A 12,218-nucleotide genomic window follows, 5' to 3' on the forward strand; every position below is an offset into this window, starting at 1 on the left:
GGAGCGCTCGCCCAAGGCAACAATCGGCCCGTGTTGCATTTGACTAACGTTGGAAGTGCAACGTCAGCGTGCTATATTAGCGTCGTAAGAACGCACGCTACCGGGAGCCGTGCCCCGGCCTTTGGTTGCGAGGATTGAGCAACCCCAGCTCTTGGGATCAAGAGCCGTCTGGTGGACGCGATGTTCACCCCCGGAGGCCGCGAGGGGACGAAGCGGCGCCTGTGCCACCTCATTGGGGGATCGGCAAAAAGAAAACCGACGCTGGCAATCGGAAAGCGAAACCCGATTCAAACACCGCCAGGTGGCCAATGTCGCATGTCCGTGCGGCGCGATTCAGCGCGCTGCTTCAAATCCGTGCTCCTGAACACTTCACCGACGCCATAGATCGCGCGGCCGATAGGCGCGTCCAGTCGCGGTCCGACTACGTGCGTGCTGCCGTGCTCGACCGCCTCCGCGCTGACGGGATCGAAGTCCAGCGAGGGGCGGCCTAACGCCCATGAGCAACGATGCCGCTCCTACCGGAGGATTCTCCGGCAATTTTTCTGACGGGTTCGCAAAACCGGGTTCAGCAGCCAAGAAGCCGGATAAAGCTGCCGAGGATGCCGCGCCGTCCGAACAGTCTGGCGAGGTGAGCAAGCCCCCGACTGCACCGGCGCGCAGCTGCTTGAGTGCTATCGCTATCATATTTCTAGCCGGCTGGGCTTTTATGCCGCCCGCTCAGGCACAGAAGACGAAGGCGCAGCTCAATACCGAAGTCGGAACGACGTTCCCTGACAACACAACCGGCCAGATCACGCCTCCTGGCATTCGCGCGTTCCAGAACGACGTCATCAATTCGATTATGCCGCCCGCGCCGGTCACCAATGGCAACTTCACATGCTTCAACGGCACGACAGGATTGCTTCAGGATTGCGGTACGTCGCCATCCAACATTTCGATCTCAAACAGCAATCTCGTTAGCGGCCCGGCGAACACGTTCAAGGGTTCCCTGAGTGGATCGGCGACAAGCGACATTGCAATTGCGTCTTGCTCCCTTGCCTATCAGTTTACGCAGTGGGTGACAGGTACGGGCTGGCAGTGCGGACTGAACCCTGTGCTGCCGAGCCGTACGGTCGCGGCGTCTCTGAACCTCGCCGCTTTCGACGCGGTCACGACGCAAGGCTACAGCAAGCCGGGTGACGGCGGCGGCGCCACGTTCTACAAACACAACGCCGCCATCCTGACCTATCACATCGGCAATGCAGGTGCGTGCAATAACGGCACGTGGCCCGGCATTCGTCTTACGGGCGGGAGCGGCTCGGGCGCCTATGGTACCCTGACCGTTGCTGGCGGCATCGCTACCAACTTCACCATTCAGGGTGCCGGTGCTCAGGGCAACCGCTATGTCGCCGCCGACGTTCTGACCGTGTCGAATGCGGGCAACGTCGTCTGTTCCACCTATCCCACGATCATTGTTGACAGCGTCGGCAATGCGCCGTTTCTAGATAGTGCTGTCAATGCCATCTCGATCAATACTCCGGGTACAGGTTGCACGACCGCAACTTACAGAGGACTCACGCCCCAAAACACCGTTATCAATGGAGGCGGCTTCGGAGACAGGTTGCAAGTTACCTTGGACGTCGCCGGTGGGGCGGTCACTAGTACTAACTTTGATGCCTACGGCGGCGGCTACCGTGTCGGAGACCTCTTGAACTTCGTAAATCCGAATGCGTCCACCCAAATTCCCGGGTGCGTAACGCAGCCGGTTCTACAAGTAACTGGAACAGATACTGCACGGGCCAGCTTTACAGACAGTGGGGGCGCCAACTGGCAGATTGTAACAGGGAACGAAATTAACGTACTCCAATTCGGAGCGGTTTCTGATTACAACTGGCTACTGCCGAACGGTGACGCAACGGACAATGGCCCGGCGTTCAGAGCAGCTTTGCGTTACATTGCAATCGGCAATGGGCCGGCCGACGCACATGGGTACGGCGGCGGCACTGTCTACGTTCCCCGGGGTGGCTACCTCATATGTGGCGGCATTATCCAATACGAATACACCACCCTGCGGGGGGCGGGCTTTGGCGCTACAAACCTGTCACAGTGCAACACCGATGGTGCCACAGCCAATTTGATAACGCAGGGCTCTCCCACCGCGCATTTGGGCAACTTCGCCATTAACACCTGGGATATGACCCTGTATGGCCCCACTAGCGGCACGGGCGCGTTGCTCTACTCCAACAACAATCAATCCGGCGATGCCATCTCGCGTGTTTCGATATACCCAAACACGGCCAACCGTACGTGTGTGAAATACGAAATTGGCTGGGGCGGCCAATCCATGTACGGAATTCACAACGTCCTGTGCGTGCCGCAGGCCGGATCGCCTGCTTTCGATCTGTCTGGTAACTACGGTTTTGTGATCGACGGTGAAACGCAAATTTCTGCGATCTCCACAGTTACCAACGGCTTTCGTTTCGGAGACGGCGGCACAGCGTACGTGGGGCCGGGCGTTCACTGCGAAGGCCCGATCACAAACTGCATTTCTGTGAACGGGTCCGGCACGTCGCCGCCGCTGGTAACTGTGGTTGGCGTCACTGGCCCGGCAACGAACGTCGTCAGGATTGAGACCGGCACGCCGGTCAACTACACGACGCTGATAAATGCGGCGTCCAACGGGTCAAGTTGTGTGGTGTTCATGCAAGCAACGGCAACGTGCGCGAAGGTGGGTAACCAGCTCGGGCTTGCGACTTACTGAAATGTAGGGCTGGTTCGGCACTGACAGTCGGATGGGCAATAGTTCGCTGGCTGGCCTTTCACCGGGTTGCTCACGAAATAGATTTGGTTTTTGCAATGGCTGACGGTCAAATCGACACATCCTTCTATAAGGACGCTGTTTCTGACAGCCCGCTCAAGGTTGCCGGAGAGGTTTCCGACTATCGCAACAAGCTCCTTCCCGATGGAGAGGGGCGGCATCATGACTGATGAGGTTTCAGCCGAGAACAAGATCCGCGAGCAAGCTGCGCGAGAGCGCGTTCGGCAAGAGTTCGACGACAAATGCCATGCGCTTGAGGCTGCAGGATCTCAAGCCTTCGGGGATAAGTGGGGCACGGCGAAAGCCGACCTCGCGTTGCTGGATGACGACGGGCGAATCCCGATCGAAATCCTCTCCGTCGCACTCGAAACCAATAACCCGGCCCATGTTCTTCTTGAACTAAGCAGGGATCTCCCCATGGCGGATGAATTGATGGCGATGACGCCAATCAAGCGCGCCATCGCCATGGATAAACTCGCAACGGCCAAGGTCGCGGCTCAGCAGTCTAAGGCTCCGCCTCCGGTCGATCCGATCGGCGGCAAGAGTGCCCGTGACGACTCCCCGCGCGATACCGACTCTGATGAAGAGTGGAATCGCAAGGAGGCCGCGCGTGAGCGAAAGGTCACCGAGGCCCGCCGCAAGTCGAAGAGCTGGTGAGCCAAGCATGACAGATGACAGCATCTTTGATCGTTATGCACGGGGTTCAAAGCCTTCCGCGTCGGCAGTGCCTGCGAACGATGACGACGTATTCGCAAAATATGAGCGCAAGGCCGAAGCTGCGGCCGAAAACAAGAGCGAGCGGATCTATGTTTCGCCCGCTCGCCCGCGTGGTGACGTCGCCAACGCTTCGGGCTTCAATAACCGGATGGTTTCGAGCATCCCTGTCGTTGGCCCGCTGTTCGACAAGGCCACGGCTGCGGCCGGCGCCGCCGTCCAGCCGCTCGTGAGCGAGGAAGCTCGAAAGAAGACCTTCGGCCAGCGTTACAGCGAAAACCTTGGTACTCAGGACGAAGCAAACCGCCTCTACGGCGAAGAGCACCCGCTAGCCTCAATGGGAGCGGATGTGGCAGGCTCCAGCTTGGCTCTCGGCCCCCTGTCTCAGACAGCGTTGGGTGCTCGCATGATGGGTCTTGCCGGCAAATCTCTTGGTGCCCGCGTATATCAAGGCGCTGCGGGCATGGGCGTTCTGGAGACCGCCAATCAAGTCTTGAAAGGGAACAATCCTCTGAACCAGGGCTTTGTCGGACCCGTCCCGCTTGCCATGGCTGGAGGGGCGGCAGGCCCGATCGCGGGTGAAGCTCTTTCTTCTGGAGCCAATAAATTGATGGAGTGGTTGCCTCGCCGTATGGGCGAGCTTGCAGGCGTCAATTCCGTTGGCCGCAACATGCTGGTGAATGCTCTAGAAGGGGAAACACCAGCCTCAATTGCTGAAGCAGGGCGCCGGTATGGGCGATCGGGTATGCTGGCCGACGTCAACCAATCCACTACGGATCTTGCCGGCGGCCTTGCGGATATACCGGGCCCGCACAAGCAGGTTGTTCGCGACGCCTATAGGCAGCGCGCTGCGGGTCAAGCTGACCGCATCATGCAGTCACTAGACCAGAACACAGTGCCGTACGTGCCGGTTTCCGACATGACGAGGGCCATTGAAAAGGCGCGCAGCAGCGGCGCCGACCCGCTGTACAATCAATTCCGCACCATGGCGGTGCAGCCGACGAAGGAAATCAAGGCTCTCATGCCTCGGCTTGAAAAGGCCGGCGCATTTGATCTGGCGGAGGAGCTTTCAGGCATTTCCGGCAAGCCAATTGACCGGAAGTTCTTCACGGGTGGGCCTCAGAAGGAATATCCAACTGCCGAGACTTGGGACTACGTTAAGCGGGGTCTCGACAGGCGCATTTCGCAAGCCCTCGACAAGACCAAGCCGGATAAAGAATTAGCGCGCGAGTTGCTCAATTTGAAGGGAGAACTGCTCTCGGAGATTGATAAGACGCCTGCTGGTAAAGTCTGGCGGCAGGCACGCGAAAAATTCGCAGAACACACGGAGCTTCTCCATCAAATTGAGGAAGGGCAGAAGACCTTCGCTCGAAACACTCGATATGATGAACTCGCGCACGAACTGACCAATCTATCTACGCCGGAACGCGCTGCCCGCCTGCAGGGCGCTCGCGATGCCATCCAGCAGGTGATTGAGAATAGCACCCGGGGGGACACGACCGCACGTAACATGCTGCTCAGCCGATCTGGGCGGCAGAAGCTGGATTTGCTCTTTGGGCAGAAGCGAGCAGAGCAATTGATCAGCGACCTTGAGTCGGAAGTACTCGGTAAGGGCAAAGTCGAAAATGTGATCGGTGGTAGTCAGACGACGCCGAAGCGGGAGCGGGTAGGAGCAATCCTGCCGACGCCGAGCGAGATGGGCTATGTGTCCAACCTTGATTTCACGCGCCCGGCATCATTCGTCCCGGACTGGATGAAGCCCCAGACGATCATGGAGGGCGCCCGTGCACAACGGTACTCCGACGCGTACAGCCAAATTGCACCTCTCCTCACACGCAAGATGGAAGATCCCAGCTTTAACGCTCTGACAGGAGAGCTTTTATCCGATCGTCTAAGGATGACGGATCTTCGGAAGCGTCTCGACCGAGTGGGTCAGGGTGCGAGTCTCGCCATCGGCGTATCCGGTCAAGCTCTGCGTAATAAGCTTCTTGACGGTGCCGCCACTCAAGGATCGCGTTAGCGATGCCCGAGATGACGTGGGTGATGACTAGCACGCCTAGCGTTCCAAGGACGCTGTTCTCGTATCCGAAAACTCGAGCTGAAGCGATAACTGCAAACGACAAGGCAAACGCCGGAATGATCACAAGACCTGTCCGGGTAAGGATCGGTTCTCGGGCCATGAAATCTGTCGGAGCCTTTGACGTGTGCGAGGGACAAGGTGGCGTGACGGCTATCGTCATTGAAGATGCAGCGTGGACCGCCTTGGGTCAATTGCCGCGGTTCCCCAAAATCGATGGAAAGATCCGATGCTGGGCGTCCAGGCGAGCCCCTGAGAATGTTGGCGCTTCCATCCCAATGGTCGGGCGAACGGCGCTGAACGGAAAGAGGCACTAAAACCTATGTGGGCAAGCAAAGATCGGAATGACTACGAAGCGATGGTGACTCGGGTGCGAAAGCACTACGGCGGCTCTGTCGAGGTGGGCGGCTACAACTCGCACGACATTCTAAAGCTGAAGCGGTTAGATGCTGAACGGGAGCGGCATGAAGCCAAGGACCGGGATGAGCGTCCGACGGTAGAGGCAGCTGGGCGCATGAGCCGGACCCGTGAACGGGCAATGAAGGCCTGGCGGATGATCACTGACGCGACGGACAAGCTAGCCGGCAATCGGAGGCTCCACCTCATCAACGGGCTCAGCGCGGAGATGCTTGAGCCAGCGTCTATGCCCCGATGGCCGGGCCAGGGCCCGTCAACCGTCGCCCGCTACGACGAGTTGGACGCAGAAGCCGCCTTGATCGCTACCGAGCTGGAGACCCGGGCTAGCAAGCTTTCCAGGTATGTCAGCCAATGGGAGCAGATGACGTCTGAGGGCCAGAACCGTTCGCTCATCTTGGCGCTTGCCGATCGACTGGAAAGGCTGGAGGCGAAGCTCGGTGGCTAGTCCAACGCAACCCGCAAGCAGCAAAGTAGTGCGATCTGCTGTCCGGCCTCCGAACGCCGGTAAGGGCCGGAAAAAGGGCGTCCCGAACAAGACCACCGCGCTCCTGAAGGACGCCCTCCTATTGGCGGCAACAAAAGCTGGTGGTCATGGCGGCATGGTAGCCTACTTAGAAAAGCGGGCCCACGCCAATCCAGCGGCGTTCCTAGCTCTGCTCGGGAAGGTGCTTCCGCTCCAAGTAACCGGCCCAGGCGTTGAACCCATCAGGGTGGTCATCCAAGGGCCGGATGCCGGCTTGCTCTAACCAGAATCTAAAATAGGCGGAAGTAGATGGTGACGAGACAAAAGACTGGCGGACGGACCAAGGGCACCCCGAACAAGGTCAATGCTGCCGTGAAGGAGGCAATCCTTGGCGCGTTCAGCGAGGTTGGAGGCCAAGCCTATCTTGAGAAGGTTGCGCAGAACGACCCCAGGGTCTTTTGCGGGCTGCTCGGTAGGGTTCTGCCCACTCAGCTGACCGGTGCAGGGGACGAGCCAATTCGAGTAATGAGCGAGAGCGACCATAGTGCACGGGACGTGCTTCTCGCGAAGATTGAACAGATGAGCCGGAAACTAGCGGGCGGAAAAATTGCCTAGTTCAATTTGCCCTCGGGACTGTCGGGTTGTGGATTTGTTACCTTTGCCAAGTTGCGAGCCTCCACGCGACCTCCAAATGCCTTTAGTTCAACCGCTAACGTCGTATCCTTCGGAACTGGATATTCGTGATAGAGCCGTTCGCTCAGAAAGATCCGGAAGAATATTGTTTCCGGTGTCTCAACATATTGAACCCGCTGCATGCCCGGCAACCCCATGCTTTCGGCTGAAGGATGGCCGCTGGCCTCCTCTAAGGCGGCGCGCAGAGAACCGATGAGGCTTGCGACATCTATAGTATTCAATAAAAGTTCGTGATTCCCATGCTCATCAGTTAAGCCAACCACTATCAGTCCATCGCGGACGTCGGTATGGGTAATCTTCATGATACATTGCCTCTGCCAATATCCTGTAAAACTACGCTCTTACCGCGCTTCGAAGCTAGTCCGGCGATACGCTGCGTCTGGTAGCCGTTCGAGCCTATGACCATTCTTCCACGATCCGAAAACCGCAAGGCAGCTAGTTGGAGTTTTCCGTTCCTTCGCCGAACGCCTCCAGATCTTCAATTAGCGAGCTTTCAATTCGCCTGCGCTCGACGGGATCAGCCATCAATTCATCAACGCGCTTCTGACTGGCGGCCAGAAACCTATCCACATCGTCCTGGCCGGCTGCAAAAGGTGGCTCCAGCTTTCGCAAACCAAGCTCGGCTTCCGCGTCGTTATTCCAGTCACGAGCGGACTTGTCGGTTGCATCGTCTGCCATTGCCTTCATGGAAACCAGCCACTGAGCTTGAACTGCTTCGTCTTTCATCGCGCCGAACTTTCGCCCCCGCTCAATGTAGCCTGCAGCCCAATTAACCTTCTGGCTTTGCAAGAAGCCTAACGCCATGGATTCCGCTTCGTCTTCTTCTGACGCCATTGCTTTCCTCCTATCCAAGCCACCGATACAGCCCCCATCCAGCCAGAAGTGCGGCGGCAATCACAGAATCAATGCGGCGCGGGCGCAACACATCGACCTTGAAGTCATCGCGCATGGCGCGTTGTCTCCAAAACCGCGAGGGCCCCCAGCAGACACCCTACGATGAACGCCAAAAGGGAAAACGCGAAGAACGTCAGTCCTACGATCCGCCACACGTCCGACTGGCGGAACTTCCGGTTCGCAGTGGACTCTTCCTTCACCGAGCTTGCCCAGCGAGATTTGTATTCGTCGTGCTCCTTGGGAAAACGAAGGGCGCCAATCCGATTGAATTGCGAATTGCTCAACCGGCTGTTGGCTTCTGCCCGGCGCGCCATTGTGAAGAATGCAGCACCTTGCGCTGCTACAACGAACAAAAGTCCGAGGATAAAGGCAGCGGCAGTCTTCATCACAGCGATGCCAGGAACGTCGGCTTTGAAGAATGAGAGGGCCGCAGGGATCGCAACTAAGGCGCCCCCGTTTAGATAGGTTAGCGTCTGGAAGCCCTTGTCCGAGTAGCTAATGGCGAGCTTTTCGTACTCCATCGCTGAATCGCGAAGAGACTTGGTGCGCCTCTCAACTTCTTCAAAAAACGAGTTGTCCAATCGCTCCACGCGCTGCCGAAATTCGTCTGGAGTTTCCGTCATATTGCTTTGTCCTAGAGCAACGAGCCCCCAAGACATCCTTCCGCCTTAGGAGATTGGCCTCAACCCGAGCGCGCCTCAGGTGAGCCGTGGAATATCCTTGCGGGATTGGATCGCGGCTATTGCAAGTTGGGTGAACGAAGGAGGCAGAAGGCCTTGCCGCTCTTTTCCGCCAAGATAGCCCGGCAAACAATTCGGAATGTAATGCTCGCGAGCCCACCGCCGAAATTCTGGGAGCGAAGCGTCAGGGTAGCACCAGACGTGTTGGGGGTTGGAGGCTGACTGCGGGAAGTTTGGCGGATATTCGTGATCGTATTTGATGCGAGGCCCAAACAGTGCGTCAAGCTCGCCATCGGCCCAGTGTTTGCCCCACTGAATCCCCACGCTGCCGTCTGGAATGAAAGAAGGCCCCACCGGAGCGCCGCCACGGATCAGCGTCACGATCAAATCAGCAATTTCCTTGAAGATGCTGAAGTGCCCCGCTGGCACGCTGTCGTAAACCAGCGATACTCGGTCGTGGAAAAGCTGCCAAGCTACCGGGATTTGCTGGGACGGGTCGTAGCCGGTTTGGGTGTAGATGAAATCTTGCAGCGCGCTCCCGGCGAGGATGCGGAAGTTCTTCCGGGCTTCTTCGCGGGCATTGTTGCCGGCCTCGAATGCATAGTATTCGAGGATCGCCAGGCTGACCTTGTCAGGGTAGGCAAACATTGGTTTGCCTTCCACAGTTAAAACAAGGTGCGGTGACTCTACAGTGATACCGCGACTGGTAAGAAGGTCTTTGACTGCTTTGATCCTGGGCTTCTGATCAGGCTCGTTCCACTGTGAACTAATCGTTCCAATATGGGCATTCTCGACACCGCAAAGGCGTGCCAAGCCGCGTTGGTTCAAGAACGGCGTTCCGTCCCTGAGGACGCCCATCCCAATTCCTTGGATCTCCGTCTGTTTGTCGATCTCAAGGGGCAGAGAGCCCTGCTTTTGGTTGATTTGCAATTGGCCCGGTTTGGGAGGCAAGCGGCTGAAATCCTTGGACATTCGTTGATTTCCTCGGCGTGACGAATCAGCCGGCGGGCTGGTTGCGGCAGCCTACACCGCAACCAGCCAATGTTCCTCATATGCTGCAGTTATCCCTGCTTTCCTCCCTGAATTACCGTAAACTTCCGGCGCAGATCTGGTGGCTCTCGGTGGGTAGCGGGGGCTCCAAAGCGAGCGCGGCGTCCATCCCGAGCACTGCCGCTTTCCGCACCCACGATCTGCAGTAGCTCGCGACCGCCTGGACCTACTAGGAATCGTCGATTTGCGAGGTACTTACGCTGCGGCTTTGATAGCGCATGCGCAGCCGTCGATACACGAAATGGGCCGGCCATTATCCGCCCGGTTCTCCTGCTGAATGGCTGGCTGACGGCCATATGACCTGCAGCATCCAGTGCCTGAACGGCCGTTGCGACCGAAGGGTCGACGTGCGGCTCGATACACTGCCGCAAGATCAGCCGTGGTCGCGCGTCGGCTTGCGCCTGGTCTGCTCAGCCTGCGGCGCCGCAGGATCTGTGCATATCGTCCCGAACTGGCATGACAGTCGCGGGCAAGTCAGGCCAAGCAGTGGTTTGAGGTTTTGATTCCAGCGATGAAGCACGTCACCGAACGCCCTTTTGCCGATCCACAAGCCGCAGCCCGCAAGCTGATCGAGCTCGCCGCCCGCATCGAGCCGGGCCAGGACGGCCGAATCCACATCGAGAAAATCAATTATCCCTTCCTCTACACGTTCAAGGGAAGCGGCACGGAGTTCGGCGCCGGCATCAGGTGCGCTGTCGAGAAGGGCTGGCTCGAGCTGCACGAGAGCGGGACCTATGTGCGGCTCTTGACGCCGGGCGGTCATCTGCTCCGTCAATAGATCAGCGTGAAGGACAACCACGCCGCAACCGACGCGCAAAGACAAATTCCAAGATAAGGCAATGCAGGGCGCATCGGGCTTTCCCTCCGAAACGCAATAATGGATCATCATGTCATGCTGGGACCACAACCACCAGGAATCGGGGGTTGTAATCGCGCGCCTTCCGGCCGACTGCGCTTGAAGTGATATGGTCTCGCTCGTTCGACGAGCCCCTAACGCTGCCCGATGGCCGCAAGCTGGTGACGCTGCTCGATGCCGGCGAGTACATCAGCGCTCTGCCGAAGAAGGAGCATCAGGCGCCCGAATGGCAAGCCGCGATGGAGGCGTTGATCCTGGTCGCAGAAAGCGGCGGCCCAACTATGTTTGCCCGGATCGGCGTAATGCGGGCTTTGAACCGGCTCCACGTCGTCGAGTTCAACCCGAAAGGCAAGGAGCCGTATTGGGGGCGGCGCAAGCTTAAGAGGGATCAATGAGTCCGCCGGCGTTACTCTTTGTGTTCCGCTGGCGACTACACTCGCGTTCGCAATGTGTTCACGGGCGGATTGAATACCTTGAGATAGGTCAAGGTAAGCACAAAACGAAAACTGAGCACTGAGCGCGATGGCTTACTTCGGAGACTGTAGGCCGGGCGACGCCAGCCAATCGCTGATGTGGGCGCCAGTGTTAGCAAGCCGCGCTTTCCTAAAAAGGGCCTCGCGTTCCGCACCAGCCGGTAATGCGCTTGCCTGCTCCTTGTACCTGGTTGCCAGTTCGCCCAATCGTTCCTCAAGAGAGTTGGTCTGCTTCACTCTACGGCGCTCCGCCATGGCGCTTTCCTCGGGCAGTTAACACGACTCCAAAACGAGAAAGGGCAATTTCAGTTCCCGCGCCGGAACGAACTTAGGCCACTGGCAAAAGCGCAGCCCGCAGGTTCTAGGAGATCCCTATGCTCGGTGGTAGATGCCCCACAGGGCGATTGCGAGAAAGGCCCCACCGCCGGCGACCAGCAGCATCAGGATTACATCCAGCATCCGAATCACTCCCCTGAGATGAGAATGCACGCGGACGGGAAGTCGTCATTAACACAGAGCAGGATGACGGTTTCGCCGAGCGCCGACCACTTCTCAAGGCTTCGCGGGCAGTGCTCTACCGGCGAAAAGGGGCGATGCCGACTGCTACGGAACATAATGCACCCTAACCACATTTCGGTTCCGGCGAAGTTTGTTTTGCAATCTGATAAGAAAGGGCGCTTGCGACCGGGGCTGGCTGCATATTTCACATAGTTCATTTTACCCGGCTCTTTTTGACGCGCGCGGGCCGCAGCGATTTAACCTCCCGCTGCGGCCTTCGCATGTCTTGTTACACCTGCGAGTGTGACCGGCGGGCCTTTGTCGACCTCGACCGTTCCTAGTCGTCCCGATGACCTTTGCACAATTTGCGCACTTGCGGATTCCGGTCGATGTCGCCCAGGATTCCGAGATGATCTCGCCCACCATTCCGATTTGAAGTCGCCCACCCGTTCCGAGATGATGTCGCCCACCATTCCGGGATGATGTCGCCCGGGTGACGAGGCCTCTTCTGGCTCCCATAGGATGAACCCTTTCGGCTTTGCGAAGGGGACCCTGGATGCCGACGGAGAGGCTTGCGATGCGCCGTGTGCGCGATGTGATCAGAAT

At 58.2% G+C, this 12,218-nt stretch carries 13 protein-coding genes; 9 read left to right on the forward strand and 4 right to left on the reverse strand.

The window, feature by feature from the left end; genetic code table 11:
- Window positions 1-496: 496 nt before the first annotated feature.
- The 7 genes from AC0L3K_RS31060 (at window position 497) to AC0L3K_RS31090 (ending at window position 7,083) form a co-directional block, all read left to right on the forward strand.
- Window positions 497-2,740 carry a glycosyl hydrolase family 28-related protein gene (locus tag AC0L3K_RS31060; RefSeq protein ID WP_473367483.1) on the forward strand — a complete coding sequence of 748 codons (2,244 nt, stop codon included), beginning with the start codon at window positions 497-499 and terminating at the stop codon, window positions 2,738-2,740.
- A gap of 95 nt (window positions 2,741-2,835) precedes the next feature.
- On the forward strand, window positions 2,836-2,967 hold the full coding sequence (locus AC0L3K_RS31065) for a hypothetical protein (RefSeq protein WP_473367484.1): 132 nt from the start codon (window positions 2,836-2,838) through the stop codon (window positions 2,965-2,967).
- Window positions 2,960-3,454 carry a hypothetical protein gene (locus AC0L3K_RS31070; protein WP_473367485.1) on the forward strand — a complete coding sequence of 165 codons (495 nt, stop codon included), beginning with the start codon at window positions 2,960-2,962 and terminating at the stop codon, window positions 3,452-3,454. The genes AC0L3K_RS31065 and AC0L3K_RS31070 overlap by 8 nt, the downstream gene beginning before the upstream one ends.
- A 7-nt stretch (window positions 3,455-3,461) precedes the next feature.
- Window positions 3,462-5,531: a hypothetical protein gene (locus AC0L3K_RS31075; protein WP_473367486.1), complete on the forward strand. Its 2,070-nt coding sequence runs from the start codon at window positions 3,462-3,464 to the stop codon at window positions 5,529-5,531.
- A gap of 379 nt (window positions 5,532-5,910) precedes the next feature.
- Complete coding sequence (locus AC0L3K_RS31080) at window positions 5,911-6,450, forward strand: hypothetical protein (RefSeq protein ID WP_473367487.1); 540 nt, start codon at window positions 5,911-5,913, stop codon at window positions 6,448-6,450.
- Complete coding sequence (locus AC0L3K_RS31085) at window positions 6,443-6,751, forward strand: hypothetical protein (RefSeq protein ID WP_473367488.1); 309 nt, start codon at window positions 6,443-6,445, stop codon at window positions 6,749-6,751. The genes AC0L3K_RS31080 and AC0L3K_RS31085 overlap by 8 nt, the downstream gene beginning before the upstream one ends.
- A gap of 26 nt (window positions 6,752-6,777) precedes the next feature.
- Window positions 6,778-7,083 (forward strand): hypothetical protein, encoded by a 306-nt coding sequence (locus tag AC0L3K_RS31090; protein WP_473367489.1) that lies wholly within the window; start codon window positions 6,778-6,780, stop codon window positions 7,081-7,083.
- Here the strand turns inward: AC0L3K_RS31090 and AC0L3K_RS31095 are convergent.
- The 4 genes from AC0L3K_RS31095 to AC0L3K_RS31110 all read right to left on the reverse strand — a co-directional run bounded on the left by AC0L3K_RS31095 (window position 7,080) and on the right by AC0L3K_RS31110 (window position 9,707).
- Entirely contained in the window at window positions 7,080-7,463 is a 384-nt protein-coding gene (locus AC0L3K_RS31095) for a hypothetical protein (protein ID WP_473367490.1), read from the reverse strand. The genes AC0L3K_RS31090 and AC0L3K_RS31095 overlap by 4 nt on opposite strands.
- 133 nt (window positions 7,464-7,596) lie before the next feature.
- Window positions 7,597-7,995, reverse strand: coding sequence for a hypothetical protein (locus tag AC0L3K_RS31100; protein WP_473367491.1), 399 nt, complete (start codon window positions 7,993-7,995; stop codon window positions 7,597-7,599).
- A gap of 104 nt (window positions 7,996-8,099) precedes the next feature.
- The gene (locus AC0L3K_RS31105) at window positions 8,100-8,678 is read right to left on the reverse strand and encodes a hypothetical protein (protein WP_473367492.1); all 579 of its coding nucleotides are present in this window, start codon (window positions 8,676-8,678) and stop codon (window positions 8,100-8,102) included.
- 75 nt (window positions 8,679-8,753) lie between these two features.
- The gene (locus AC0L3K_RS31110) at window positions 8,754-9,707 is read right to left on the reverse strand and encodes a BstA C-terminal domain-containing protein (protein WP_473367493.1); all 954 of its coding nucleotides are present in this window, start codon (window positions 9,705-9,707) and stop codon (window positions 8,754-8,756) included.
- Between the two features lie 589 nt (window positions 9,708-10,296).
- Between AC0L3K_RS31110 and AC0L3K_RS31115 the strand changes: the two genes are divergently transcribed.
- On the forward strand, window positions 10,297-10,563 hold the full coding sequence (locus AC0L3K_RS31115) for a hypothetical protein (RefSeq protein ID WP_473367494.1): 267 nt from the start codon (window positions 10,297-10,299) through the stop codon (window positions 10,561-10,563).
- 239 nt (window positions 10,564-10,802) lie between these two features.
- On the forward strand, window positions 10,803-11,036 hold the full coding sequence (locus AC0L3K_RS31120) for a hypothetical protein (RefSeq protein ID WP_376707516.1): 234 nt from the start codon (window positions 10,803-10,805) through the stop codon (window positions 11,034-11,036).
- The last annotated feature ends 1,182 nt before the right edge of the window (window positions 11,037-12,218 follow it).

It is taken from the genome of Bradyrhizobium sp. MI1.10 (assembly GCF_055811035.1).

What these genes read in the sequence shown, in the direction of transcription:
- AC0L3K_RS31115 (WP_473367494.1), top strand. Translation starts at nt 10,297, where the DNA reads ATGAAGCACGTCACCGAACGCCCTTTTGCCGATCCACAAGCCGCAGCC.
- AC0L3K_RS31095 (WP_473367490.1), bottom strand. Translation starts at nt 7,463, where the DNA reads ATGAAGATTACCCATACCGACGTCCGCGATGGACTGATAGTGGTTGGC.
- AC0L3K_RS31065 (WP_473367484.1), top strand. Translation starts at nt 2,836, where the DNA reads ATGGCTGACGGTCAAATCGACACATCCTTCTATAAGGACGCTGTTTCT.
- AC0L3K_RS31110 (WP_473367493.1), bottom strand. Translation starts at nt 9,707, where the DNA reads ATGTCCAAGGATTTCAGCCGCTTGCCTCCCAAACCGGGCCAATTGCAA.
- AC0L3K_RS31060 (WP_473367483.1), top strand. Translation starts at nt 497, where the DNA reads ATGAGCAACGATGCCGCTCCTACCGGAGGATTCTCCGGCAATTTTTCT.
- AC0L3K_RS31105 (WP_473367492.1), bottom strand. Translation starts at nt 8,678, where the DNA reads ATGACGGAAACTCCAGACGAATTTCGGCAGCGCGTGGAGCGATTGGAC.
- AC0L3K_RS31075 (WP_473367486.1), top strand. Translation starts at nt 3,462, where the DNA reads ATGACAGATGACAGCATCTTTGATCGTTATGCACGGGGTTCAAAGCCT.
- AC0L3K_RS31070 (WP_473367485.1), top strand. Translation starts at nt 2,960, where the DNA reads ATGACTGATGAGGTTTCAGCCGAGAACAAGATCCGCGAGCAAGCTGCG.
- AC0L3K_RS31080 (WP_473367487.1), top strand. Translation starts at nt 5,911, where the DNA reads ATGTGGGCAAGCAAAGATCGGAATGACTACGAAGCGATGGTGACTCGG.
- AC0L3K_RS31090 (WP_473367489.1), top strand. Translation starts at nt 6,778, where the DNA reads ATGGTGACGAGACAAAAGACTGGCGGACGGACCAAGGGCACCCCGAAC.
- AC0L3K_RS31100 (WP_473367491.1), bottom strand. Translation starts at nt 7,995, where the DNA reads ATGGCGTCAGAAGAAGACGAAGCGGAATCCATGGCGTTAGGCTTCTTG.